This is a genomic window from Ferruginibacter sp. (assembly GCF_028288465.1).
Classification (GTDB): Bacteria; Bacteroidota; Bacteroidia; order Chitinophagales; family Chitinophagaceae; genus Ferruginibacter.
The window spans coordinates 231,697-257,549 of the sequence record NZ_JAQBNR010000053.1; the positions used below are offsets into that span (position 1 = coordinate 231,697).

The 25,853-nt window shown below is 39.5% G+C and carries 22 protein-coding genes; 9 read left to right on the forward strand and 13 right to left on the reverse strand.

Features of this window, described 5'->3' with window-relative positions:
- Positions 1 to 101: 101 nt before the first annotated feature.
- From JWR61_RS21110 to JWR61_RS21135, 6 genes are all read right to left on the reverse strand, one after another.
- A complete protein-coding gene (locus JWR61_RS21110; RefSeq protein ID WP_301929690.1) occupies positions 102 to 563 on the reverse strand; it encodes a hypothetical protein in 462 nt (153 codons plus the stop codon).
- Between the two features lie 154 nt (positions 564 to 717).
- Positions 718 to 1,239 (reverse strand): hypothetical protein, encoded by a 522-nt coding sequence (locus tag JWR61_RS21115; protein WP_301929691.1) that lies wholly within the window; start codon positions 1,237 to 1,239, stop codon positions 718 to 720.
- Between the two features lie 330 nt (positions 1,240 to 1,569).
- Positions 1,570 to 2,283, reverse strand: a complete 714-nt coding sequence (locus tag JWR61_RS21120) for a class I SAM-dependent methyltransferase (RefSeq protein WP_301929692.1) — start codon at positions 2,281 to 2,283, stop codon at positions 1,570 to 1,572.
- Between the two features lie 4 nt (positions 2,284 to 2,287).
- Entirely contained in the window at positions 2,288 to 3,046 is a 759-nt protein-coding gene (locus JWR61_RS21125) for a methyltransferase domain-containing protein (protein ID WP_301929693.1), read from the reverse strand.
- Positions 3,039 to 3,878 (reverse strand): glycosyltransferase, encoded by an 840-nt coding sequence (locus JWR61_RS21130; RefSeq protein WP_301929694.1) that lies wholly within the window; start codon positions 3,876 to 3,878, stop codon positions 3,039 to 3,041. The genes JWR61_RS21125 and JWR61_RS21130 overlap by 8 nt, the downstream gene beginning before the upstream one ends.
- Before the next feature lie 17 nt (positions 3,879 to 3,895).
- On the reverse strand, positions 3,896 to 4,642 hold the full coding sequence (locus JWR61_RS21135; protein ID WP_301929695.1) for a menaquinone biosynthetic enzyme MqnA/MqnD family protein: 747 nt from the start codon (positions 4,640 to 4,642) through the stop codon (positions 3,896 to 3,898).
- Positions 4,643 to 4,683: 41 nt separating this feature from the next.
- On the opposite strand from JWR61_RS21135, the gene purB reads away from it, so the two are divergent.
- Positions 4,684 to 6,018, forward strand: coding sequence for an adenylosuccinate lyase (purB, locus tag JWR61_RS21140; protein ID WP_301929696.1), 1,335 nt, complete (start codon positions 4,684 to 4,686; stop codon positions 6,016 to 6,018).
- A 49-nt stretch (positions 6,019 to 6,067) separates the two neighbouring features.
- The gene (locus JWR61_RS21145) at positions 6,068 to 10,489 is read left to right on the forward strand and encodes a PKD domain-containing protein (RefSeq protein WP_301929697.1); all 4,422 of its coding nucleotides are present in this window, start codon (positions 6,068 to 6,070) and stop codon (positions 10,487 to 10,489) included.
- Between the two features lie 82 nt (positions 10,490 to 10,571).
- On the opposite strand, the gene JWR61_RS21150 is transcribed toward JWR61_RS21145, so the two are convergent.
- The 3 genes from JWR61_RS21150 to JWR61_RS21160 form a co-directional block, all read right to left on the reverse strand.
- The gene (locus tag JWR61_RS21150) at positions 10,572 to 12,158 is read right to left on the reverse strand and encodes a peptide chain release factor 3 (RefSeq protein WP_290338509.1); all 1,587 of its coding nucleotides are present in this window, start codon (positions 12,156 to 12,158) and stop codon (positions 10,572 to 10,574) included.
- A 235-nt stretch (positions 12,159 to 12,393) separates the two neighbouring features.
- Entirely contained in the window at positions 12,394 to 13,521 is a 1,128-nt protein-coding gene (locus tag JWR61_RS21155) for an AI-2E family transporter (RefSeq protein ID WP_301929698.1), read from the reverse strand.
- A 98-nt stretch (positions 13,522 to 13,619) separates the two neighbouring features.
- Positions 13,620 to 15,266: a Na+/H+ antiporter gene (locus tag JWR61_RS21160; protein WP_301929699.1), complete on the reverse strand. Its 1,647-nt coding sequence runs from the start codon at positions 15,264 to 15,266 to the stop codon at positions 13,620 to 13,622.
- A 188-nt stretch (positions 15,267 to 15,454) separates the two neighbouring features.
- Here JWR61_RS21160 and JWR61_RS21165 point away from each other — a divergent pair, with 188 nt between their 5' ends.
- A complete protein-coding gene (locus JWR61_RS21165; protein WP_290338512.1) occupies positions 15,455 to 16,699 on the forward strand; it encodes an ABC transporter permease in 1,245 nt (414 codons plus the stop codon).
- Between the two features lie 108 nt (positions 16,700 to 16,807).
- Here the strand turns inward: JWR61_RS21165 and JWR61_RS21170 are convergent, their stop codons facing one another.
- Positions 16,808 to 17,689, reverse strand: coding sequence for a DMT family transporter (locus tag JWR61_RS21170; RefSeq protein ID WP_301929700.1), 882 nt, complete (start codon positions 17,687 to 17,689; stop codon positions 16,808 to 16,810).
- Between the two features lie 77 nt (positions 17,690 to 17,766).
- On the reverse strand, positions 17,767 to 19,059 hold the full coding sequence (locus JWR61_RS21175; protein WP_301929701.1) for an aminotransferase class V-fold PLP-dependent enzyme: 1,293 nt from the start codon (positions 19,057 to 19,059) through the stop codon (positions 17,767 to 17,769).
- Positions 19,060 to 19,222: 163 nt separating this feature from the next.
- Between JWR61_RS21175 and JWR61_RS21180 the strand changes: the two genes are divergently transcribed.
- Positions 19,223 to 19,630 (forward strand): META domain-containing protein, encoded by a 408-nt coding sequence (locus JWR61_RS21180; RefSeq protein WP_301929702.1) that lies wholly within the window; start codon positions 19,223 to 19,225, stop codon positions 19,628 to 19,630.
- Between the two features lie 82 nt (positions 19,631 to 19,712).
- Here JWR61_RS21180 and JWR61_RS21185 read toward each other — a convergent pair whose 3' ends face one another.
- Positions 19,713 to 20,633: a sugar phosphate isomerase/epimerase gene (locus JWR61_RS21185; RefSeq protein WP_301929703.1), complete on the reverse strand. Its 921-nt coding sequence runs from the start codon at positions 20,631 to 20,633 to the stop codon at positions 19,713 to 19,715.
- Positions 20,634 to 21,171: 538 nt separating this feature from the next.
- Here JWR61_RS21185 and JWR61_RS21190 point away from each other — a divergent pair.
- On the forward strand, positions 21,172 to 21,819 hold the full coding sequence (locus tag JWR61_RS21190) for a DUF6799 domain-containing protein (protein ID WP_301929704.1): 648 nt from the start codon (positions 21,172 to 21,174) through the stop codon (positions 21,817 to 21,819).
- Between the two features lie 634 nt (positions 21,820 to 22,453).
- Complete coding sequence (locus tag JWR61_RS21195; RefSeq protein WP_290338519.1) at positions 22,454 to 22,627, forward strand: hypothetical protein; 174 nt, start codon at positions 22,454 to 22,456, stop codon at positions 22,625 to 22,627.
- Between the two features lie 399 nt (positions 22,628 to 23,026).
- Here JWR61_RS21195 and JWR61_RS21200 read toward each other — a convergent pair whose 3' ends face one another.
- Positions 23,027 to 23,233, reverse strand: coding sequence for a hypothetical protein (locus JWR61_RS21200; protein ID WP_301929705.1), 207 nt, complete (start codon positions 23,231 to 23,233; stop codon positions 23,027 to 23,029).
- 387 nt (positions 23,234 to 23,620) lie between these two features.
- Here JWR61_RS21200 and smpB point away from each other — a divergent pair, with 387 nt between their 5' ends.
- The 3 genes from smpB to JWR61_RS21215 all read left to right on the forward strand — a co-directional run bounded on the left by smpB (position 23,621) and on the right by JWR61_RS21215 (position 25,736).
- The gene (smpB, locus tag JWR61_RS21205; protein WP_301929706.1) at positions 23,621 to 24,058 is read left to right on the forward strand and encodes an SsrA-binding protein; all 438 of its coding nucleotides are present in this window, start codon (positions 23,621 to 23,623) and stop codon (positions 24,056 to 24,058) included.
- A 171-nt stretch (positions 24,059 to 24,229) separates the two neighbouring features.
- A complete protein-coding gene (locus tag JWR61_RS21210; RefSeq protein ID WP_301929707.1) occupies positions 24,230 to 25,207 on the forward strand; it encodes an acyl-ACP desaturase in 978 nt (325 codons plus the stop codon).
- A 199-nt stretch (positions 25,208 to 25,406) separates the two neighbouring features.
- Positions 25,407 to 25,736 carry a hypothetical protein gene (locus JWR61_RS21215; protein ID WP_301929708.1) on the forward strand — a complete coding sequence of 110 codons (330 nt, stop codon included), beginning with the start codon at positions 25,407 to 25,409 and terminating at the stop codon, positions 25,734 to 25,736.
- Positions 25,737 to 25,853: the final 117 nt, after the last annotated feature.

Sequence of the window (25,853 nt, forward strand, 5' to 3'; positions counted from 1 at the left end):
AACTCCTTTCAAGTAAAAAAGCGTGGCTTGCTGCATAAAACAAAAAAACGTTTAGAGCTTTTGAAAAGCTCTAAACGTTCAATATAAATTTGCAAAAAAAGCTAATTATTTCTTTTCATATTTTGGAATGTTCCGGTAAATGTTTGCCCGCTTAAATCTTGCCAGGTACCGTTTGTCAAAGTGCCTGTATTACTGAATGTCAGAGAAGCTTTGTTAATTATACTTCCACCGCTATATGGTAGAATTGACGTATCCTGGTATTCAAATAAATTTCCATTGAGTTTCCATCTTCCCCGGGTAAGTTCATATTCCGTTGATGAAACGACCTGGGCCTTTTTCATAAAAGTTCCATCAGGATAAATAATAAAGCTGCAATAAGTGGGAATATGATTTACCTGGTCGGTTTGGTAAGTGCCTTCCCACAGCCCGGTAATGGGGTAAACAGCGGGAGGGCAATTAGACATGTCTTGAGCAGTAGTTTTTTTACAGCTTGTCATCTGAAAAAGGATAGATGTCAAAGCAAATGCTTTTAGTGCAGCAGAGATCATGAAAATCTTTCTCATTTTTGTTTTTTATCTTTTAATCTAGATTTCGTAGTAGCTATCCTAATAAACATTGGGATAAGCGGCGACCATGAGTAAGAACACAGCATAACCCAAAGCAAGAAATTTTAATACTTCCTAAATTTTATTAAGTGGATAATAAATGCTTTTTATTTTATTGCTTAGGTATTCTAATTCCTTGGCTGTGAGAATTTGTGCCGGACATTGACCAATATTCATCATACAAAAGGGCTCCGTTTTTATACCTCACATTGTCCCATATAACAATCTGGGAAGGAGTCGGAGACGGATTACTTACAGTAAAAGTTAACGTTGTATTTTGACTATTCATAAAATCCCAGGTTAACTGATGCGTTGCATTATTGGCATCAAGATATACACCGGTTTTATTTTGATTAAAGGCAAGATATTCGTTATCGAAATTTATGGCATTGTTAGAGCCTCCTCTTTCATACAAGTATATTGTATTTCCAACAACACCCTGCAGATATTTTAATTTCCACGGGTTTGCTGTTATTAAGCCTAGAGAAATGGCAGTATCTTTGATAATCAGTGTATCGGTTTTTACTACAGTAACAGTATCGTGAACCGTTGTCTCTTTTTTACAAGATGTGAAAGTTGTTTGGAAGGAAAGGACAAAAACCAGCAAGCAAAGGGAAAGAATTATCTTTTTCATATTTGATATTGTTTAAGCCGAAATTAATCAATAATATCAGATTAAGAGTAACACAACATATTTAATTTGTAGTTGTACCCATTTTGAGAGTAAGTGTAACATTTTAGCAATGGTAAGTTGAAAATGTAAGTAGCTAATCGTGCAATGCTTATAAGCAAGGGCCACAACCATTGCCTGCGGAAGTTTAGGCTAAGAAATGTTGGCTCGGAAGAAATACTGGTTATTACAAATAATCAAATTCTGGTTAAACTTGTTTTTTATTATCAAGCAGCTGCTTAGTTTTATTTTATAATCTTTCCCACTTGGTTTATCGGTTTTCTGGATAGCACGTTAAGACTTTTTTCTTGCAACGACAATATAGTTCAGTGTTAGTTCTTCATCGGAATATCTTTTATCTAACCAAACAGAAAATTTATTATAGATCCAGATAAATCTCAGTGTCACAAAAAAGTGTTTTACTAAAAAAGATCTCCAGGTTCTGTATTTTCTGGACGAGAATAAAGTATTTAAAAAAAGCTGTGCAACAGTCGCCCATTTACCTCCATTGGCCTTTATTAAAACCATATCAAATCCATATTTTTCAAATAAAAATTTTATCCCGTATTTGCTAAACCTAAAAAAATCGTACGGTTCTTCATGAAGTGCCCAACAAAATGGCATGGTAAAAATGGCGACTCCGTTTTGTTTTAAAACCCGTGCGGCTTCTGCAAGCATAGCCCGGTGATCTTCCACATGCTCAATTACCTGTGTTGAAAAAACCGTGTCAAATACTCCATTCTCAAAAGACAATGCTGTTGCGGGGCAAATGATGTCTACTAGATTTTGGTCACTTTGTATAATGTCGCAGCCGATATATTCAGTTACCTTAGTATTAAACAGGCTTTGGTAAGGTTTATTACCACAACCGATATCCAGCGTTTTTCCAAAAGCAAATTCGCTGGCTGTATGTTTTATATCGTTAAATAAAAAATAATTTACAATATAGTGTTGGTCTAAGGCATTTAACTTAAAATCACTCAACCTTTTTAAACCTTCTTCTCTCATAAACTTATCCCTGTTTTTTTAAATATCTATATTTAAACCTAACCCATTTCCAGTTTAATAATCCAACAAAAGTGCTCGTTTCTTTTATTCTGGCATTCTTTAATTCGTACAAATCAGGATGTAGCCTGAACAGGTAATTGGGATTGACATTCTTGCTTTTTTCCAACAGATCTGGATAAACAGGTAAAACATCTTTCTTTACATACAAGATTATATTTTGCTTGTACCAATACTCAATTCCATTCACCTGCCACAATAATTCCCGAAAGCAGTCTACAGGGATAAAATCTAATTTGCTGAAGATTGATGCCCAGTACTCAGGATACTGTTCGTTAATGTGATAAGTGCCTTCCTGCCCCGGAATGGCCGCTGAAAACAACACAACATTACTGAGACAAGTAAGCGTTTTAATAAATTTTTCTGAAGATTCTTTTGGAAGATGTTCTCCTACTTCAAGAGACATGGCCAGGTCGTACTTCCTGTTCTCTGAATAGCTCAACTTTAAATCCTGAATAGCAAGTTTATCAGGGTTTATTTTTACAAGATCACGTTTTATATAGGGTCCCTCCACACCTTTAATATCTTCAACTCCAAAATCTTCATTCCACACTTTCAGCCATTCGCCGGTACCGCATCCTATGTCGATAACAGATTTCGGATGCAGGATATCATTAACAAAAGGCAATACAAGTTTGGCCGATTTGTAGGAATTGGATTCCAGCTCTGTAAAGAAGCTCTTGGTGTATTGCTGTGTCTCAACCATAAATAAAATTTTTATAAATCCTGTTTTCCTTAATAAGTTTTTGGAAATGTTGTGGGAAAAACTTCTTCATCATCAAATAGTGTAAAAATCTAAAAGGTCTTTTTTTAAATTGATATAAAAGACGATTTACCACAAATTCAAAATCTAATTTATCCGCGTATTTCTTTGAAAAATAGTCCTCTATCTCATTTTGCCTTTGAATATTCTGATTAAGATTCTTAAGCATCGAATTCCCCCGCACCCGATATTCAAAAAGCGTCTCATCCACGTAATAGAACCTGTAACCATTAAATGCAAACCGAAGCCACAAATCCCAATCTTCATAGCCCATAATTTTCATATTATCATATAACCCAATTCTTTCAAGAGTTGATTTTCTAATCACAGCGCAAGCATCGATATAATTACAAATCATCAGTTGCTGGAGGTTAAACGGACCTGGTCTTAAGACTCCTGTCTTTTCGCCAAAAAGGTTGGCATTTCCATACACCACGTCTATTTGCGGTTGCCGATCTAAAATTTCGATTGCTTTTGTCAGGTAACCTGGCAGTATCTTATTGTCGGCATCCAGTGGCAGTATATAGTCAGATTTAGATACCCTTATACCCACGTTTCTTGCTTCTCCCAATCCCTTATTTTCCTGGTTGATGACGTTAATACCTTCGGCAGAAAGACCATTCAAAATTGTCTTCGTTTCTTCTTCGCTAGATCCATCATTTACGATAATTAGATCGAAAAGACTGGCATCGCACGCTTCCAGACTTTTCAGGGCATCACTTAAAAATATTCCCTGATTGTAACATGGAATAACTATCGTAATTTTTTTACTCATAAATTATCAGGTACAGATTACTGATCAGCACCTATTTTCTCCAAAAATAAAGTTATTACTTCAAGCTTATCAAATTGAGGATTGAATTTTATATTGTCTGTGTAATAGGTGTGTAAATCATACGTATCGTATGGATTTTCCCGGACTACCCGTTCTAAATTATCCAATCCAAATTTATTTGCCTGGTTAAAGTTTGCTATAAACTGTTGAGTCATTTGCTTGTTGCTTATCCATGCTGCAAATACGAAGGGCTTACCTGTTAACTCTTTCCATGTCGTGCTTAAATCATAGATAAAGGTTGATTTTAACCGTTGTTGCAGCGCCCTGTCACCAATAACAAGCCCCGCTGTATTACCGGATATAGTATTCTCATATCCCTCTGAAGCCTGTACCAAATCAGGAGAAATTTTCCAATGCTCTTTCAACAGCACTTTTAAAAGTGCAACAGAAGTGCGGCTCTGGTAATCCAGTAAAATTGTTTTTATTTCATTCAGTGGCACATCACTAAACAAGCAAACGCTGGCGACTTCTCCATCGGCGGCAATGCAAAAGTCAGAAATGATGTGGTATTCTTTTAACTGTGGAAGCACGGCCACGGGGATCAGGCCAATATCAATTTCGTTTTCGATGAGTTGTTTTGCAATATTTGCCGGGTAATCAAAAACAAGATCAATTGACTCTTTCATCATCCCGTTCTCAAATCCAAAAATCAAAGGTTTTGTATTCAGATAGCTAACCGCTCCTACTCTTATTTTTCTGTCCAATTGCTTTAGTATAATTTTGGCAGCAAATTTACAGCATCACCATGGATTTAAATCAACTAACTGCTATCTCTCCCATTGACGGACGTTACCGGAAACAATTACATCACCTGGATGAATATTTCAGCGAATACGCCCTGATAAAATACCGTGTACACGTAGAAGTTGAATATTTCATTTTTCTTGCAGAAAAAAAATTCTTTAAGCTGCCCGCCAACGTAAAAAACCACCTGCAAAATGCAGCTGCTAATTTTTCTTTAGAAGATGCTGGAATAATAAAAGAAACTGAAAAAATAACCAACCATGATGTAAAAGCAGTGGAATATTTTTTGAAAGGAGAATTGGATAAATGCAATGCTGCCTCGTTAAAAGAATGGATACATTTTGGTTTGACTTCCCAGGATATCAACAATACGGCCATACCATTAAGCTGGAAACATGCGGTGGAACACGATTACCTGCCAGCGGTAATTAACCTGCAACAGCAATTATTACAACTGGCAACTGCCTGGAAAGATATACCCATGCTGGCCCGTACACACGGACAGGCGGCGTCCCCGACCCGCTTAGGCAAGGAGATCATGGTATATGTGGAAAGGCTGGAAAACCAGGTACAATTGTTTAGCTATATTCCTTTCATGGCAAAATTTGGCGGTGCTACGGGTAACTTTAATGCACATCATGTGGCTTATCCAAAATACGATTGGGTAAAATTTGCCAATGAATTTACGGAAACAAAACTGGGCCTGGAACGTCAGCAATACACTACGCAGATAGAACACTATGATACGTTGGCTGCCCATTTTGACGCCATCAAACGCATCAATACCATCTTTATTGATTTTTGCCGCGACATATGGACATACGTTAGTTCCGACTACTTCAAACAAAAAACCAAGAAGGGCGAAATAGGATCTTCGGCAATGCCACACAAAGTAAACCCCATTGATTTTGAAAATGCCGAAGGCAACCTGGGTATTGCAAATGCTTTGCTGGAGCATCTTTCAGCTAAGTTACCGGTATCAAGATTACAAAGAGATCTTACAGACTCAACGGTATTGAGGAATATCGGCGTACCGGTAGCGCATACTATCCTCGCTTTTAAATCAATTGAGAAAGGTCTCGATAAACTTGTATTGAATGAGGTAAAATTAAAAGCCGACCTCGATAATAATTGGGCGGTTGTTGCCGAGGCAATACAGACGATCCTGAGAAGAGAAAATTATCCACAGCCTTATGAGGCATTGAAAGAATTGACACGAGGCAAAAATGCAATTGATAAACAAGCTATTCATCAGTTCATTACAACGCTTAAAATTTCTGCAACATTAAAAAATGAGTTAAAAAAAATTACCCCATATAATTATACTGGTCTATAAATAATCACTATTTTCATATGGTTTAGTAATCTTAAGTTTACCGCTCCTTATGAAGAAAATTTTATTTACCCTGGTAGCCACTCACCTCTCATCGTTATTGTGCAACGGTCAAACTTGCAATAACTGGTTGAGTACGCCTTCAATTGGTTCCTTTGTCGATATCGGACAGCTTAATATACCTGGTAACCAGATTACAATCGAAGCCAATATTAATAGGACTGCTCCTTATTTACCGGGTGGTGGAAATAATACGGAAGGAGATATTGTATCGAAACACAACGATTTTTCAGATGTAAACTATTTATTGAGGCCCAACCATGGCTATATTACAACAACCAATGGCTTTTTTGGTACGCCGGATATTTGTGATATTGAATTGAATAAAACCTATCACGTTGCAATGGTGTATGATGGAAGCACACTAAAATTTTACAGGAATGGTTTTTTGATGAGCCAGATAAATGCAACCGGTAACCTGATCCAAAACAGCTGGAAAGCAAGGTTTGGCCTTTATGATGCATCATTTTACACAACGCAATTAATAGGTTATATAAATGAAGTACGTATATGGAATGTGGCCCGGACACAAAGCCAGATAAAAACTTATATGAATTCATCCCTGCCAAGTCCAACTACCCAGCCGGGATTACTGGCTTATTATACTTTTGATAATTTGCTAAATAAACAAGGTAACAATACATATAATGGTGTTTTGGGTGGCAGTGCTTCCATTAATGCAACTAACTCCAATTGTGCATTTGTTGCAGATTCCTGCGCTAAAATTATAAGCGACAGTTTAATCATTAACACCTATACCCCTGTAATAGCGTTCAATCCCTGCGAAAATAACATTACCGTTGAAGATGCGTCGACCTTCAATATTGGTGATACAGTGTTGATGATCCAGATGAAAGGGGCTGTTATTGATTCTTCAAATACAGCGGCCTTTGGCAATATTACCAATTATAAAAACGCTGGTAATTACGAATTTAACTATGTAAAAAGCAAAGCGGGAAATATTGTTGAATTAAGAGATAGTATAACAAGGTCATACGATTTGCCTGATGGCAAAGTCCAGTTAATCCGGGTTCCTTATTATACTTCCGCCAATTTAACATCCGTGCTTACTTGTCTTCCCTGGGATGGAAGTAAAGGCGGCGTGCTGGTATTAAATGCGAAAAATGCAGTCACACTCCAGGCCGATATTAACCTTACTGGAAAAGGATTTCATGGCGGCAACAGCTCTAACCCACACTCCAATACACTCTTTTGTTTTGAAAATAATTATTTCTACCCGGCCGGCTCAGTCACAGCCGCTTCTAAAGGAGAGAGCATCGCTTTAATAAGCGACAATATTTCCTACGGAAAAGGGTTTGCTGGCAACGGTGGTGGAGGTGGACTCGGACATAATTCAGGCGGTGGCGGTGGTGCGAATGGTGGTGCAGGTGGATTGGGCGGCTATCAGTTGGATGTGTGCGGTAGCGCACCTTTTGATAACAGGGGAATCGGCGGAGGCAATTTAAGTTACAGCAATGGTCAAAATAAAATATTTATGGGTGGTGGGGGTGGATCTGGCCATACTGACCAAATTAATGGAACGGCCATGCAGGGCGGGAATGGTGGTGGAATTGTTATTATAAATACACCAACTTTCGATGCCAATGGTTTTAGGATTATTACCAACGGAGGTAACGCACCACAATGTATCGCTCCTGGTACCACTGACTGTCACGATGGCAATGGTGGCGGTGGTGGAGGTGGTACTATACTGATTAATACGGCAAACTATATTGCAAATACAATATTAAGTGTGGCTGGAGGTAAAGGGGCGGACCTTTCGGTCTATGACCCGATCGTTGGCGCTAATAGAATTGGTCCTGGAGGCGGAGGTGGCGCAGGAACGATTTGGCTTAACAGCCCTACCTTACCCCCCATTGTTTCAAATACTTTAACTCCGGGGGCTAATGGTGTAATACTTGCAGATAGTAATAATCCATGGGGCGCAACTCCTGGGCAAGCCGGCATCAATTTATTTAACTTGCAGCTTCCTTTCGACACCCATCCCTTCAAAAAAAATATTGATTCCGTAAAAATAAAAGCTACGCAGGCAGCATGTAATTCATTTGATTTTGTTGGCTCAGCTTACATTCAAAATTCTGCCATCAGAACCTGGCATTGGGACTTTGGCGATGGCACAATGGCAAGCTCATCCGTTGTAACACATCCCTATGCTACAGTTGGCGCACATAGTGTTTCCCTTGTGGTGACCGACAACAACGGTTGCACAGACAGTGTAAAAACCACCGTTACCACAACTGGTTCTACGATTGATTTTTCTTACAACCAGAATAGCTGTAATCCCCTCAGCATCCAGTTTTCGGCAATTGGAAATGCTCCGGTAAATCCATCCTGGATATTTGGAGATGGCGGACTTGCGACCGGAGCTACACCAACTCATGTTTATGCCAATACGGGTAACTACCTTGTAAAATATACGGCGCAAAACGGTAGCTGTAATGACACCATCACGAAAAATATTTCTGTTAATATTTTACGGCAGGATATTATACTTACTAAGGACACTACCATTTGTTTTGGTACGGCTAAACAGTTGCTAACTGCACCTTCACTCAACTTTTGCTGGTCACCCACGACTTATTTAGACGATCCTTTATCTGCAAACCCCACAACAAATACCCCGGTTGCTATCACCTATTTCTTAACTGCACAAATCCCCGGCGTCAATACCATTGTCAACGGCGATTTTAGCGCGGGCAATACAGGGTTTGCTTCGGCATATAATTTTGCCACACCCAACATCACGGAAGCTCAGTATTTCGTTGGCACAAATCCCCTGAACTGGAACGGGGGTCTGAGCCCATGTGGTGATCATTCAACAGGCAGCGGTAATATGATGTTAGTAAACGGCGCGCCGACAGCAGACGTACTGGTGTGGAGTGAAAGTGTTGCAGTCACACCCAATACAAACTATGCCTTTTCGACCTGGATACAAGCGCTGTATACACCCAATCCGGCGCAACTTAGTTTTTCGATTAATGGTGGGGATGTTGGCACATTAATTACAGCGAGTTTACCAACCTGCACCTGGACCCAATTTTATACCACATGGAACTCTGGCAACAATACTTCTGCAAAAATTGCGATAGTAAACAAAAACACTTTTGTGCAGGGCAACGATTTTGCGCTGGATGATATTTCTTTCGCGCCGGTGCTGATAAAACGAGACAGCGTAATTATCACAGTAGATCATCCTTCTGTAAAAGCAAATAATGACACCGTAGTTTGTGCAGGCAAGGCAGTGCAGTTGAGTGCAAACGGCAGCATATCGTATAACTGGTCTCCCACAACTGGTCTCTCAAATGCCACGGTTGCCAATCCGGTAGCAACACCATCTGTAAACACCCAGTACATTGTAACGGGTACAGACAGTAAAGGCTGTACAGCTACGGATACCGTTAACATTACAGCAAAGACGCTTCCTGTTGTTGCAGTTACTCCGGGTACATCCATTTGTAAAAATACCCCGCTACAATTGCAAGCATCTGGTGGCAGTACTTACCAATGGCTGCCTGTATCCGGACTTAGTAATGCCGCGATTGCCAACCCGGTTGCGTCGCCTGTAACCACCACCACATATGTTGTTGTTGTAACCGGAGCCAATAGTTGCACTGCCACTGATTCGGTAAAAATTGCTGTAAACCCCGACCCTGTATTTACTATATCTGCAGCTGATACCACTTGCCTCAATGCATCTGCCCAGTTATTAGCAACTGGCGGTGACGTATACACATGGTCACCGGCAGCACTTGTAAATAACCCTAACATTGCAAACCCCACCACCAATGCCAGCAGCAATACGACTTATACAGTAGTAATTAAAGAACTTACTTGTAATACCACTGCTACTTTATCTACTTCAGTAGCTGTACTGCCTGTGCCTGCCATCAAAGCAACAAAATTAAATGATATCGATTGTAGTATATCTGCTGCCCAGTTACAGGCAACCGGCAGCGGACCGTTTTCCTGGTCACCTGCTGCCAGCCTGGATAACAGTACTGCAGCCAATCCGCTGGCTTCGCCCAATGCCACCACGTTGTACACCGTATCCGCTGTAGATTTAACCACCAACTGTGTTGCCTCTGATACGATTACCGTAGTAGTAAATAAAATCGGGTCCACTTCTTTTTTCATTCCGTCAGCATTTACACCAAATGGAGATGGATTAAACGATTGTTTTAAAGTCAGTCATTTTACCTACATGAAATCTGTTGAAGTGACCATTTTTAACCGCTATGGAAGCATGGTGTTTCATACTACCACAGATAATGATTGCTGGAATGGAACCTACCGGGGAAAAGCAGCTGACGCAGGCAATTACGTTTATTATATAAAAGCGGAGGATAACTGTAGCAAGTTTTACAAAAAAGGAAACTTAGTCCTGATCCGGTAGATGTTGAAAGATGTGCAACAAAGTGTAAAAACAAGAGATGGTTAACTTGAAAAGCAATTAACCAGCAAAAAAACCTTCAAATTCACTTATGTATCTCACTGGTAAAATGAAATTCTATATCGGGATTATTTTGTCTTTCGGTATTTAAAAACCATTCGCTTTGTGCCAGGTATACCAGGTGACCATCCTTATCCTCTGCAATATTCGCCTGTTTAAATTTGATAAAATCCTGTAGCTTTTTCGGGTCTTTACTGGTGAGCCAGCAGGCCTTGTAAAAGGGCAGACTGTTCATTTGTACGGAAGCGCCGTACTCTTGCAACAAGCGGTATTGTATCACTTCAAATTGCAGTTCGCCCACGCAACCAATGATCTTTTTATTACCGCCAAATTGTGTAAATAACTGCGCAACGCCCTCATCTGTCAGCTGCAAAAGCCCCTTCTCTAACTGTTTGGTTTTCATCGGATCTTTATTCACTACCTCTTTAAAAATTTCCGGACTAAAGGATGGAATGCCGGTGAAGTAGAACTTTTCTCCTTCAGTCAATGTATCCCCTATTTTAAAGTTACCAGTGTCAAACAAACCTACCACATCACCCGGAAATGCTTCTTCGATAATATCTTTTTGACGGGCCAAAAAACTGTAAGGATTATTAAACCGCAGATCTCTTTCAAGCCTGACATGATTGTAATATTTACTGCGTTCAAACTTGCCGCTGCACACCCTTAAAAATGCGATCCGGTCCCTGTGCTTGGGATCAAGGTTGGCGTGAATCTTAAAAATAAAACCACTGAATTTCTCTTCTTCAGGATCGATATCCCGGGTAGTTGTATGCCGCGGGCGGGGCGTTGGTGCAATGCGGACAAAAGTGTCCAGCATCTCTTTTACACCAAAATTATTTACAGCACTGCCAAAAAACACCGGGGCAGTTTTTCCGCTCAGGTAATCGGCCGTATTCAATTCGCCGTAAACACCATCAATCAGTTCCACATCTTCCCGTAAAGTGTTGGCGTCTTTTTCCCCTATCTTATCATCCAGAATTTTGTCGTTCAAATCTTTTATCTCTACCACTTCTTCACCGGTTGCTTTGGTGCCGGCTGCAAACAGTACCAGGCTTTTTTCATGCAGATCATAAACGCCTTTAAAATCTTTACCGCTATTGATCGGCACAGTCATAGGATGCAACTGGATCTTCAGTTCATTTTCAATTTCCTCCATCAGGTCGAACCTGTTCTTACCATCCCGGTCCATTTTATTAATGAATACAATTACAGGCGTGTTACGCATGGCAATTACTTCCATCAGGCGCCTTGTTTGCGCCTCTACCCCGTTCACACTGTCAATCACCAGCACCACGCTGTCCACTGCAGTTAAAGTTCTGTAAGTATCCTCCGCAAAGTCTTTATGGCCGGGCGTATCCAGCAGGTTTATCAAGTGACCGTCATATTCAAAGGTCATTACACTGGTTGCCACACTGATACCACGCTGGCGTTCAATTTCCATAAAATCACTGGTGGCATGCTTCTTTATTTTGTTGCTTTTAACCGCTCCTGCGGTTTGAATAGCGCCCCCAAACAACAGAAATTTTTCTGTAAGCGTAGTTTTACCGGCATCCGGGTGAGATATAATTGCAAATGTTTTGCGCCTGTTTATTTCGTTGCTGTACTTCATGCCCTATCCCCGCAAGGGAATTTGTGTTTATAATTTTGAGGCGCAAAGGTACGGTTTGATAAATCTTTAAGCAAAAGCAGTATAAAAAAACAACGATACCGGCTGAAGTGCCCTGTAGCAGCATCGTTGCGTCGCAATCCCTTCAACAGCAATACAGGCTGAGCTTTGATTAAAGCGTAGACAAAGCCGGAGCCTTTACAATAAATAAAATCATATCAATGGAAAAAAGCAGTCGTCATTCAGGATTGGTATTCGTTTCTGCCGCAATTTCCGCCTTTAATGGAGGCGGTTGCTGTTCATCTTTTTCATCTCCCAATAAAAATCCCCACGGGTGCAGACTTTCCACTCTGTCGAAAACAATTTTTGCGATGGCAATAACCGGTATAGATAAAAACATACCCGGAACGCCCCACATCATTTCGCCTATGATAACGCCTAGCAAAGTAATAAGGCCATTTATTTTTACTTTACTGCCCACAATCATCGGCAGCAATACATTGCTGTCAATTAAATGCATAATTACCACGGCAACCAACACCAGTAAAATCTTGGTAGTACCGGCAGCCGTAGCAAAAGTTACCAGTATGCTAAACAGCAAAGCGGTAAAAATACCGATGTAAGGAATGATATTAAAAAGCCCGGTAATGATACCCAGCAGCATTGCATACTTAATACCCAGCAACCAAAAAACAATACAAAGTACAGTTGCCACAATGGCCATTTCCAGCAATAATCCAACAATATATTTACGGATGATATACTGTACCTGGGCTATAATATCATACACCACCATGGCATTTTCTTCGTTGCAAACAACCACCAAAAAACGTACGATATGCCTGCGGTAAAAAAGCATAAAAAAAGTATTGATCATGGTAAAAACCAAAAACAGCAACATAGAAGAAACAGACAATACCGTAGCACCAATTACCGATGTACTTTCGGTGAGCAAGTCAGAAGTTGCTGAATTTACATAGGCCATTTGCTTAGCCATGTTCACATGAAATGTGGAGCTGATCCAGTGCTGAAAATCCTTAAGTGATGCAGCCAGTTGTAGTTTAAACAGAGGCCAGTCACTACCCAGGTCAGCAATCTGCGCTCCTACCATGTAAAAAATCAAACCAACAAAAACAATCATTAATACCACGGAAACACCAGCCGCGGCACTCCGGTGAAATTTAAAACGTCGTTCTAAAAAACTGGCGATGGGCAACAACACAATGGCTATCAGCATCGCAAATATCAAGGGACTTAACACTTCTTTACCCAGTATACATAAATATCCGCCGGCAATAAGGATAATTAAAATCATGGCCAATTTTGTATAGAAAGGACCTGCCTGCGTGGTAAGTGTCTTCATCATAAAAGTCAGTTTCGTTTTGTTAGCTTTTTTTAATCTACAATATCGTGCAGTAATTAATAACCGGTTTGTGATGGCCAGTTGCTTTTTAATTCAGTGTATTACTTTTCATTTTTATCAATTAACCCATTCAATCGCATTTCTTCCACATCCAGTTCACGCTCGGCATGTTTGATTGCATCGTCGCTAAAGCTGCCTTCTTTATGAAACTTTATCAGCAGTTCTCTTTGAAATTTGGTGATCTCCAGCTGTGCCAGCAATAATTGCCCCATTGGTGTTGCCAGCTTATTTTGTACCGGCCTTTTTAGCTTGTCAATGTGCGAAATTTCTTTACTCAGTTTGTCAATAAGTACGTCGTATCTTTTCTTTAACTGATTTGTCATTTTAGGTTCCAGCGGAACCGGGAAATCTTTTTCAATAAAATCCACCACCTGGTGCGCCATATGTAATTCCAGTTCTTTATCTTCTTTATGAAAAGTCATCTTTTTTTCCACGCCCAGTATCTTTATCAGCAATGGTAAAGTTAATCCCTGTACAACCAGCGTAATAAAAATTACAACGAACGCTAAAAATAAAATTACGTTCCGATAGGGAAAGGTCTGACCGTTATTTAGTGTTAAAGGCAGTGCCAGTGCGGTCGCCAGCGATACTACGCCCCGCGTACCCGTCCAGGCAACAATCAGTACATTCTTCCACGGTATTTCACCAGGCGTTTCGGCGGGCACAGCATGTTCTATAATTTTTTTCTTCTTAAACGAAAAGAGTTTTTGGTTGTAAACGCCTGCAAAAACCCAAACAATGCGAACAACAATTGTTGCGAGACTGATGAGTAAGCCATACCCCAGCAATTGCATAAAAGCATATCCTTTGATGTTATTGATTATAAGCGGTAACTGCAGGCCTATCAAAATAAACACAATGCCATTCAGTAAAAAAATCACGGTGTCCCACACTGCCCTTGTACGCATTCTTGTCTGGTAACTGAATATTTCCGGAGCCCGCCAGGTCACCATTAGTCCTGCACATACCACAGAAAGGATACCCGAAATGTGCAGCTTCTCCGCAAGTAAGTAAGCAAGGTAGGGAGCCAGCAAAGTAAGGCTGGTTTCTACTACAGGGTTATGAGCAATTTTTTTATGAGCAAGGATAAACAGGTAACCAATTGCGATGCCGGCAACCACACCACCGCCTGCGACCCATAAAAATTCAAGGCTTGCTTTCCAAAATACAAATACACCGGTTGTAACCGCTGCAACCGCATACCGGTAGGCAATCAGGGCCGACGCATCATTCAGCAGGCTCTCCCCTTCCAGTATCGTTATTACTCTTTTATTTAACCCAAGTCCCTTAATAATACCTGTGGCAGCAACTGCATCCGGCGGAGAAACTATGGCCCCCAACACAAATGCCAACGGCCAGCCGAAACCAGGCACCAGCCAGTGTGTTACAGCGGCAACTGTAATGGTGGTAAAAAATACAAGTGTTATTGCCAGGGTAGAGATGGGCCTGATGGCTGTTTTAAATTCATGCCAGGATGTTTTAAATGCAGCATCATACAACAAAGGTGGAAGAAAGATTAGGAACACAATTTCAGGGTTCATCGCCAGATCCGGCAAGGCCGGAACAAAGCCTATCACCAAACCTACACCTACCAGCAATATCGGGTAAGGCAATTTTATTTTATCGGCAATGGATGATAAACCTATCAGGATTGCCATTATAAAAATTACAATTTGAAAACTTTCCATTGTTATAAAAATAGTGAAAGCAATCTGTATACAACATCAAATAATTATTGTTGAAAACAAAAAACTGCATTTATTTTGAGACAATTTCTTCCGGTTTTAATGCTACTCTATACATACAAATAAAGCCAGCTTTTCGCCATTTATCAATTTTTGATATGGAATACAATTCCAAGCTGTACATTTGGAGTATGCAAAAAACACTTCAAATTCTTGGCAATTCTTTGCGGCTCACTTTGCAGGAGTTAAGGGTCAATAAATTGAGGACAGGCCTTAGTCTTACAGGTGTGGCCTTTGGAATTTTTTGCATCATTGGTGTATTGGCTACTGTAAACAGCCTGGAGCACAATATCCAGAACGAAGTAAGCAGCCTAGGTAGCAATACCATTTATATAGATAAATGGGAATACAGTGGTGGCCCTGATCGACCCTACTGGAAATACCGTGCAAGACCAACCATGAAGTACCAGGAAGTGGCGCTATTAAAGCAACGCTCCGAATTGGTGGAAAATATCAGTTTTCTGATGCGTTCGGGCGGCAGTATTTCTTATAATGATGATGTAATCGATAACGCTTCCATATATGGTATAACCGTTGATCAGATGGGAGTACAACCGATATCTTTCGCTTTCGGCCGTTTTATTTCAGATGCAGAATTTAACAGTGGCAGCGCAGTTGGATTAATTGGATTTGACAACGCCGAAAAATTATATGGCAATGCAGAACGGGCACTGGGCAAAGCCTTTGAAACAAAAGGTAAAAAAGTAACCATTGTTGGTGTAATAAAAAAAGAAGGTAAAAATTTTATTGGCTGGGATTACGATAACTGTGTAATGCTGCCTTACAAATTTGCCCGCCAGATTATTGCAGAAGATTTTAGTAACCCGGTATTAATTGCCAAAGGAAAACCCAATGTTACACCTACACAACTAAGTGTGGAGTTGCAGGGCGCCATGCGGCAAATCAGGAGACTGAGTCCGACGCAGGAAGATAATTTTTCACTAAACAGTGTAGAGGCATTCAGTAAAGCCATCAGTGGTTTGTTTGGCACGGTGGATATTGTAGGTGGGTTGATTGGAGTGATCAGCCTTATCGTAGGCATGTTTGGCATCGCCAATATTATGTTTGTAACCGTAAAAGAAAGAACCAGTATGATCGGTCTTAAAAAAGCTATAGGAGCAAAACGTTCAAGCATACTGTTTGAATTTTTGCTCGAAGCCGCCATGCTCTGCCTGATGGGCGGTGCCATCGGTTTATTACTCGTTTATATTCTTACGATGGTATTTACCAAAATGTTTGATTTTCCTGTCTTCGTTTCCATCCCTCTTTTAATAGGCACCGTAGTAATCTGTTTGGTAGTGGGTGTACTGGCCGGCATTTTCCCTGCTTCAAGAGCTGCTAAAATGGACGCAGTAGAAGCTATCAGAAGTAAGTAGTCTTTTTCAAATTAATTAAATTCGCGTGGAGCCTTTGCCGTATGTGTCAACATTTGGAGATAAGTTTTTCTACACTGTAATTATCATTGCGACGATTACGTCACAATTTTATTTTCTTTTCTGAACAAGATATAAACCGGCAACAACGAGCAATACACCACTCAGGGTGTACCAGCTCAACGGCTCTTTCATCAATAAAGCTGCCAATGCAAAGCCCGCTACGGGGCAAAGAAAAAGCCAGAAGGACGCCTTCACCGGGTTATCTCTTAAAAGGAAAAGCCATAACTGCACTGCAGCAATGGAAACGGGAATTGCAAGCCATACAATACAACCTATCAAAGCAGGCGCAAAATTGTTTTTTGTACCATCATAAAAATAAATAGCAAACGGCAACAGAAAGACACCACCTAAAATGGTCTGCCAGCCATTGATGGTAAGCGTATGCAAATTTTGCCACTTATTTTTTGAAAAATAAATTGCTCCGGCAGAATAAGACAGCATACTTATTATCAGCAATAACAGGCCTGCAGGAGTGGCGTAACTATGCAGTAAAAGCGGGTAAGCCGCAATGATAACACCCGTAAAACATAGTAACAGGCTAATTAAAATGACTGGCTTTAGTTTTTGTCTGAACCACAGGGCACTTATTAAACTGATAAAAACCGGATTGGTGGCAGTTGCCAGCGACCCAAGCCCGGCCGAAACATGCTGCATGGCCAGTACATATAAACCCAGGTAAATGGTGATGTTCATAAAGCCGTACACAGCCAACTGTTTCCATTGATTTTGCTGAGGTAAGTGTTGTTGTAAAACAACATGCGCAAACAACAACATGATTACACCACCTGCGAAAAAACGAATCACTGCAATCGTAAAAGGCTGTGCAAACTGCAATGCTATTTTGGTGGTTACCGAAGCAGAAGGCCATAAAATTGCAAAGAAAATTCCTGCAATAATTAGCTGAATATTTTTATTGCCGGCGGGTTTCAAAATTGAGTTTAAAATATTTCATGCTGCAGCCTTAAAGTTTATCTGCTGCGTTGTTCAAATAGAAAATTATGCGGGGCTTATTTTTTTGAAGCGATCGTTCCAATTGCTTTTACAAGCTTGTCGAGGTCCTGCAAACGGGTGTATACATGTGGTGTTATGCGCACACAGCTTACATTTTCCCAAACTATTCCTACGGTATGAATTTTATAATCATTGAATAATGCAGTTTCCAGTTCTCCCGGCGTCATTCCATCTACACTTACACCACAAATAGCGCAACTATAAGCCGCCTGAAAAGATGTATGAATCTTTACTTTAGGAATATCCTTTACTTTTTGAGCCCAGTAATTTTTTAAATAACGGATGCGTTCTTCTTTTCGTTTGCTGCCAATCGCCATTTGAAAATTGCATGCTTCACCTATCCCCTGCTCTATCGGAAAACTCCTGGTACCCAACGTTTCAAATTTCCTGATATCAGTTCCTTGTGGTTTATCATTACACACCAGCGGCCATATCTTCTCTATCTTTTCTTTTTTTATCCACAGCATACCACTGCCAATGGGAGCACTTAAAAATTTATGCAGACTGGTGCCAAAATAATCACAACCTAAATCAGGGATTGCATAATCCATCAGTCCAAAAGAATGGGCGCCATCACAAATCACTTCAATTCCGTGGCGGTGCGCCATCTCACTGATTTTCTTTACCGGCATTATTTGCCCGATCCAGTTGATAACATGTGTTACATGAATGATTTTGGTTTTGGGTGTAATGGCTTTTTCATAGGCAGCTACAATTGTGTCATCATCTTCTATCGGAAACACAAAGCTGATTTGTTTATAAATAATTCCTTCCCTGATGGCCCTTTGTTTCCAGGCGTTGATCATGTTGGGGTAATCCTGTTTGGTTCCAATTACCTCGTCACCAGCTTTTAACGACAAGCCATATATAACCGTGTTCAAAGCCTCTGTCGCATTTCTGTTAACGGCAATTTCTTCTTTATCACAACCCGCCAGCGCAGCTAACTTTTCGCGAACCGGCTCCCTGCCCTGGTCAAGTATCCTCCACATAAAATATGACGGGCCTTCATTAGTTAAATTATTGTACCGTGCTACCGCTTCCTGTACAACCCTTGGTGATGGGCTTACGCCGCCATTGTTAAGATTGGTAATATTAGGACTTACCGTAAATGCCTGTTGAATAATACTCCAGTAATCTTCATCTGCGGCAGCATCGCCAGGTGCGAGTGCCTGTATCCGCTGACTTGCGGCAGAAAACTCAGCAGCATGCGCCTGGTTGAATAAACTGTTTGCAGAAAAGGCGCCTGCCATCAATCCTATTTGTTGTATAAAAGTTCTTCGGTTAGCCATGTTAAAATTTAGCAGGAAGATAAATCAAATTTAATAAAAACATACAGGCCGCTTCATTCATTTTTTTGTTGAAAGCCAGTACAACATCAAGTGCAATTGAATTATTAAAAACCTACATTTAAAACCGCGTGATTTAATTAACTTAGATAAAAAATAAATTGCTATGAAAGCATGTCTATTGTTCGCAGTCGCTGTATTGCTATTTTCCTGCAGCCCGAAATTAGCGCCAGATAATAATTGGGCCATTGGCAGATGGGTATTAACTGAATTAAAAGAAGTGCCGGTACAGATCACAGGGAATCCATCTAAAAATGCACACCTAATATTTGAACCGGCAGGAAAGAAATACCGTGGTTTTGGCGGATGCAATGATATCAATGGAACCTATATTATCAGCAGTGGTAAAATAAAATTTGTAGCGCAGTCAGGCAAATTAGCAGGCTGCCCGGATGTTCCTTTTGAGACAACGTTTTTAAGTGCATTATATGATGTTGACAAATATTCGGTAACCGGCAATGTGATGATTTTAAAGAAAGGAAGAACAACCCTGATAAAATTAGAGCGTAAATAATATTATGAAAGCGTATGTCATAAAAATAGCCCCGGTAATACCGGGGCTAAAAATTAAAATAAAAAGTTACAACCAGGCAAAATTAGTAGCCCCAGCTCTTCATTATTTTTAAGTCTTCTTTGGAACATTCCAGCGGTGTTTTTCCCTGGTAAGATTCCTGCTCAATAATAAATTCGGTCGTGCCGCCGGATTTTTTAAACAGGTCAACAATTTGTTTGACTGGTAAAATTCCTTTTCCTAAAATCGTACTCTCATATTCACTGTCCATCTCTCCCTTTGCAGCGGATTTTATTTCATCTTTTACGTGCATGCTTTCGAAACGGCCGGGATGTTTTTTTAGAATATCCAGTGCCCTTCCGCCTGCACCATACATATTGCCAATATCCATTTGTTGAATTACGAGTTTCGGATCGGTATGTTCCAGTATGATATCATATATTTTCTTACCATTTAATGAATACTTAAATTCAAAATCATGGTTATGGTAACCGAATTTCATTCCCGACTTTTGGCAAAGTTCGCCAGACTTATTAAATATATCCAGGAAGCCTAACAGGTCATCGTAGTTTTTGCGCAGGTTTTCATCCAGCCACGGGCTGATGACATATTTCTGTCCACACACCGCGGCATCTTCTACGGTCTCTTTCCACGAATCTGAAAAATCTTTGGCCGCGTTATCCCAATGTTTGTCTGCCATTACTGTATGACCGCTCGGCATTTTCAAACCAAGGTCATCCAGTACTTTTCTGAATTCGGTTGCAGAATAGCCGTAAAATTTCCTGTCAACATAATTGGCATGTTCTACATTTTTATATCCCATTGCGGCAAGTTGCTTCAGTGTTCCCAAAGGATCTGCTTTCATTTCATCCCGAACAGAATACAGTTGTATACCTACCATTGCAGCCCCAGCTGTCTGAGCAGCAAAGAGCTGGTTGGATAAGAGCATCGTTCCTGCAAGCGACAGGGAACCCTTTACTAAAAATTTTCTTCTTGAGAGTGTCATTTTTGTAGATTTTATGGAAGAATAAATAATGGTGATAATAATTGTTCATTTGGAGCATAAATATATTGATAAAAAAGAATGCCTGCATATTTATTCATTGTATGTATAATGATCGGCTTGTATCATGAAAAGAGAAACGCCATTCTAAAATTTGAAGCGACAAAATTTTTATGATGATGACAAGATTGTTTTAACCGGTTTAACTAGTCTATCCGATGAATAAAGTCATTAAGAAAAAAACAGTCCTGCTTTAACATAATTTTGATTTTCTACCCTATTTGTATATTCCGATCGCAAGTATCGAACTGTGTTAAGCTGGCAACTGCCTGATCCTTAGATTGTTTCGAAAGTCCTGCTTATTGCCCCTTTTTGTCTCTAAATTTTCCCACATGGAGTTACGATTCCACAAATCGATTAATTATTCCAGTTAATTTCTAAATGGTTTGGTTTTTGAATTACAGGGAACAGTAATGATAACAAGATTGAAAGATCATAAAAAAATTACAGACAAACAGATTTTTAATTAAAAACAAAAAAAATGAAAAAAGCAATTAGTTTATACGTAGCAATGATGTTTGGTGTTGTTGTTTTTGCACAGGACACTACTGCCGGGAAAAATAATTTTCCGCCAAACAATAATCGCGATACGGTACCAGGCAACAGTTCGTGGAATAAAAAGGATACAACTGGTTTTGACTCGAAAGGACAATGGCCTAAAGATTCTGTCAATAAAAAAACATGGCCAAACACAGACAGCACTTTACAACATAGTGGTAACATGAAAACTGATAGTATGGGTACCACTGCTCAGCAACCAGGTTCGCAAACTGGAAGTACGACTGATAATACCTCAGCAAGTTCTAAAACTGCCACGGCAGGAACCGATAGTAAAACAAGTGATACTACAACTTTAACCGACAGGGTAATGATGAAGGATGATAAGATGGTGATTGTAAAAAACAATGAGACATCTGCACTTGACAAAGATTATAAATTAGAAAGCGGTGCTACTGTTACAACTGATGGTATGGTAAAATACCCGGGTGGTAAAAGTGTCAAATTGAAAAATGGTCAGTTTATAGAATTAACTCCGGCAACTGAAAGAAGCGAAACTAAAAAGACGAAAAAAAAAGCTGGTTCAAAATCCGGTACCACAACAAAGAAAAAGAAAACACCTAAGGCCTAAGTGGTAAATGTGAATTTTAAATACAATTACCCGATTTAAATAGTACATAAAGTAAAAGAGTGGTCCGAAAGGACTGCTCTTTTTTGCGTTTGACCCAGATGGATAATTTTACCATGAGGGCTAAAAATAAAAACCCGGCGCTTAAAAAAACGCCGGGAAAAGTATTCACCAAAACTTAGCTGCTATACTAATCTGATATCGCGATACTTTAAAATTGTATTTTTTAAAAAAAACGACCGTATTTCAATCATAAGAACGCAACCTATTACTGCCAGATATTTACAATATGATGACTCTGCTTCTACAAAAGTATTTCCTGCAAAAAATTAATGACATGTAAATGAGATGAACGGCAAAAAAACTGCGACGAAATCTATTGTATGTTTGGCAATAATCACCTTCTTTTTGTTAGATAGAATGGCTTCTCCCAAATGAAGTACCCATCTATTAATGAGATTTCGGTCATTAATATGAATTTTCCGCAACCATACTAAAGCAACGGGCGAACCACGCCATTACCGAAATATTTTTTTTGAATGTGCCAGGCTGGTGATTTAGTAGCGATTTATGTATTTGCTTCCTCATATTGAGTTTACAATGCATAAAATTGGCTACCTTACCAATAAAATTTCTCATGAACAATCTGTTTGAAATTGGTGACGTGGTAGCATTTAAGGCCAACAAAAATATTCAGCTGGTTATTACCGGCATTGGAGCCGACGGTATAGTTTTGCTCCGCTATTTTGATACTTTAACCAATGATTTTAAAAAAGTAGAGATGCCTGCTATTTGCTTTATAAAGGTATAACTGGTCGACTACCCCGGTTTTACCGACCGTAACAGTCAAATATTTTATTTGCGGCTTTTATATTAAAGAAACAGCACAAACAAATAAAGTAGCGCCGAATGAGTTTATTATTGTAAAAAATACCCTATTTAGGGTATTTTTTATATCCGGCATAGTCTCTACATTTGTCTCGGTTTTTCATAGGATATTGGATTTAAACGGGGCTGGATTTCTATCCTGGCCCTTTTTTATTTGATGCTGTGGCAAATAAGAGAACAATGAACAGATGTTCCTCAATAAATTCCCACTTCCAGTCACGTTCGTTATTCCCGGGGCAATATTTTGGCAATTTGTCTTTTCGAAAGCTCCAGATCGATAAAAACGCTGAAACATTTGTTAAATGCCGTATATCTGTATGCCTTAAATTCCCCTTAAAACAAAAACTAATCCCGGTTTATAACTTGTTTCCTTGTTGATACTGGCTGATTGAACCGGCTGTTTTTTTACATCAGACACGCTTTTTGTATTATCGGTACTTTCCGGACTGGTATATAAATAACCAATAAAAATTGCCGGAACCATTAATGATAAAGCTGCAACGTAGGCGGCGAAAATGAACTTTTTCATGACTTTTTATTTTAATTGTTTTTAGTTTGATTTGATAAAGCAAAGATAAAGACAATTTTAGTACTATGCAATATAAAGTACCATTTATTTTATAGTAATAGTTTGTATTTAATAGTATGCAATATCTTAACTAATTGATAGTCAGCTTAAAGTAAAGAATCCGGCGTTTTTAGATTGTTATAGCCGGTAAAATAGGTTGATGAATTGCAAAAAATGCCAGTTGATAAACCAGATTTCATTATTTCATGCAAAGGAATACCTTGAGAATATAAGCCCAAGCTCTCTTCTCAGCAAAAAGTGCTTTACATTGTAAAATATATTGGGACATATGCCAGTTTCAGCGCACATCAGTCTGCTTTAATCGTTATTTTTGCAAAAAATAAACGATTGGAAATCAGCAACCGAAAGGCATATCACGACTACTTTTTTGAAGATAAATACATAGCAGGCATTGTGCTTGCCGGCACCGAAATAAAGAGCCTTCGCGGTGGCAAAGCAAGTTTCAATGATAGCTATTGTTATTTTGACAAAGGTGAATTGTATGTAAAGAGCCTTCACATTTCTGAGTATACCTTCGGTTCATATAATAATCATCCCCCGCTGCAGGAACGAAAGCTACTGCTTAACAAAAGGGAGCTTCGTAAATGGGAAGCAAAAACAAAGGAAAAAGGCTACTCCATCATTCCTTTAAAAATTTTTTTAACCGATAAGGGTATTTTCAAAATGGAGATCGGTCTTGGTAAAGGGAAAAAAATATTTGACAAAAGAGAGACTATAAAAGAACGTGAAACAGACAGGGATATAAAAAGAAAATATGGCATTTAGCAGATGTATACAATGAATAGCTGATTTTATAACAACCTTTTCCAATAACGTTCCTGCACAGTAAAAATAGATGAAACATACAGGCAGTCTCTCTAAAAACATGTACCTTTATCGCTACACCTTCTTTATTACAACCACAACCTTTTAGTATAAGTATTGTTACAACCAGTCATGAATAAACACAAGCAAAGCAGAATTGAGGTAATGAATTTTTTGGGAAAAAAAATTGATAGTATAATTGATGAGTTTTTAAAAAAAATAGATACCAACTGGCAGCCCACTGATTTTTTACCAGATAGTTCTTCAGAAAACTTTACCGCACAGGTGAAGGAATTACAGGAACAATGCAAAGAGCTTCCTTATGATTACCTGGCTGTATTGGTTGGGGATGTAATTACAGAAGAAGCATTGCCTACCTACGAAAGCTGGCTGATGGATGTTGAAGGCATTACAAAGCATGATCCGCAGGGATGGGCTAAATGGGTTAGAATGTGGACAGCAGAAGAGAACCGGCATGGTGACCTGTTGAACAAATACCTTTATTTATCGGGCCGTATTAATATGCGCCAGATGGAAATCAGTACACAGTATTTAATTGCGGATGGTTTTGATATAGGCACCAGCACAGACCCTTATAAAAATTTTGTATACACTTCCTTCCAGGAAATGGCGACCAATATTTCTCACCGCCGTACTGCATCCCTTGCAAAAAAGCATGGTAACCTTCAGCTGTCAAAAATATGCGGTGTAATTGCTGCAGATGAAGCAAGACATGCAAAAGCTTACAAGAGTTTTGTCTCAGGCATATTTGAGGTAGACCCCAGTGAAATGATGATTGCCTTTGAATATATGATGCGCAAAAAAATTGTAATGCCCGCCCATTTCCTTCGCCAGGCTGGAGAAGCAATTGGTACCACCTTTACCCACTTCAGTGATGCGGCCCAACGTCTCGGTGTATATACAAGCTGGGACTATACGGAAATCTTAGACTCTCTTTTAATTGACTGGAATATAGGTAATATATCTAACCTGGATGAACATGGAGAAAAGGCCAGGGACTACCTGATGGCGCTTCCTGAACGTTTCAGAAAAGTGGCAGGCCGTGGTATTAAAGCGCCACTTGAATACGAATTTAACTGGATCAATTAAAATCATCATTCTCCTTTAAATAAAAACGATACCTCTCTTTTATACCGGGCTTGTAAAGCAAATTCCAAATTGCCGTTAACATCCAGGAAACAATTCATTGAATTGATTAACATCCGGTAAACAATCTCCGGATTTTATATCCTATACATTTGCCTCCTCAATGAAAAGGTTCTTCATATTTATATTGTTAGTCTGTCACATGAACGCATCCATGTTTCTTCCGCAGATTGCGGAAGATGACTTGTATGATTCCAGCGGTAAACAGCTGGATGATGTTAACAGTGTGATCGAATATTTCCAGGTGGCTCTGGGTTACGATCACCACGTAGATGATGAAGATGATGATAACGGTCAAAATTTTCACCTGGTAAAAAATGTTGAATGCAATTTTCAGCAATGTTATTTTGCTCCTGAGCCTGCCATAGTCTCATCAGTTTCTCCACCTGTTTTTTATCATACCGACGAACGCAACTTTCGATCAATCTCAATGGATATTATTAGCCCACCTCCCGATTTATTATCCATATAATTGAAATGCTGCTTTTCTGACACTGGTCAGGATGCTTGCAAATTCTATAGTTATCGCCGTACTTTATACCATCGTCAGGCAGAAATATTCCTGAACGTTATTTTTTATTAATCATTT

Bases quoted from the DNA above. Each gene is read 5' to 3' on its own strand.
- JWR61_RS21160 (WP_301929699.1), bottom strand. From the start codon at position 15,266: ATGGAAAGTTTTCAAATTGTAATTTTTATAATGGCAATCCTGATAGGT.
- JWR61_RS21115 (WP_301929691.1), bottom strand. From the start codon at position 1,239: ATGAAAAAGATAATTCTTTCCCTTTGCTTGCTGGTTTTTGTCCTTTCC.
- JWR61_RS21190 (WP_301929704.1), top strand. From the start codon at position 21,172: ATGAAAAAAGCAATTAGTTTATACGTAGCAATGATGTTTGGTGTTGTT.
- JWR61_RS21150 (WP_290338509.1), bottom strand. From the start codon at position 12,158: ATGAAGTACAGCAACGAAATAAACAGGCGCAAAACATTTGCAATTATA.
- JWR61_RS21175 (WP_301929701.1), bottom strand. From the start codon at position 19,059: ATGGCTAACCGAAGAACTTTTATACAACAAATAGGATTGATGGCAGGC.
- JWR61_RS21125 (WP_301929693.1), bottom strand. From the start codon at position 3,046: ATGGTTGAGACACAGCAATACACCAAGAGCTTCTTTACAGAGCTGGAA.
- JWR61_RS21195 (WP_290338519.1), top strand. From the start codon at position 22,454: ATGAACAATCTGTTTGAAATTGGTGACGTGGTAGCATTTAAGGCCAAC.
- JWR61_RS21165 (WP_290338512.1), top strand. From the start codon at position 15,455: ATGCAAAAAACACTTCAAATTCTTGGCAATTCTTTGCGGCTCACTTTG.
- JWR61_RS21145 (WP_301929697.1), top strand. From the start codon at position 6,068: ATGAAGAAAATTTTATTTACCCTGGTAGCCACTCACCTCTCATCGTTA.
- purB (WP_301929696.1), top strand. From the start codon at position 4,684: ATGGATTTAAATCAACTAACTGCTATCTCTCCCATTGACGGACGTTAC.
- JWR61_RS21130 (WP_301929694.1), bottom strand. From the start codon at position 3,878: ATGAGTAAAAAAATTACGATAGTTATTCCATGTTACAATCAGGGAATA.
- JWR61_RS21180 (WP_301929702.1), top strand. From the start codon at position 19,223: ATGAAAGCATGTCTATTGTTCGCAGTCGCTGTATTGCTATTTTCCTGC.
- JWR61_RS21120 (WP_301929692.1), bottom strand. From the start codon at position 2,283: ATGAGAGAAGAAGGTTTAAAAAGGTTGAGTGATTTTAAGTTAAATGCC.
- JWR61_RS21210 (WP_301929707.1), top strand. From the start codon at position 24,230: ATGAATAAACACAAGCAAAGCAGAATTGAGGTAATGAATTTTTTGGGA.
- JWR61_RS21200 (WP_301929705.1), bottom strand. From the start codon at position 23,233: ATGAAAAAGTTCATTTTCGCCGCCTACGTTGCAGCTTTATCATTAATG.
- JWR61_RS21155 (WP_301929698.1), bottom strand. From the start codon at position 13,521: ATGATGAAGACACTTACCACGCAGGCAGGTCCTTTCTATACAAAATTG.
- JWR61_RS21215 (WP_301929708.1), top strand. From the start codon at position 25,407: ATGAACGCATCCATGTTTCTTCCGCAGATTGCGGAAGATGACTTGTAT.
- JWR61_RS21185 (WP_301929703.1), bottom strand. From the start codon at position 20,633: ATGACACTCTCAAGAAGAAAATTTTTAGTAAAGGGTTCCCTGTCGCTT.
- JWR61_RS21110 (WP_301929690.1), bottom strand. From the start codon at position 563: ATGAGAAAGATTTTCATGATCTCTGCTGCACTAAAAGCATTTGCTTTG.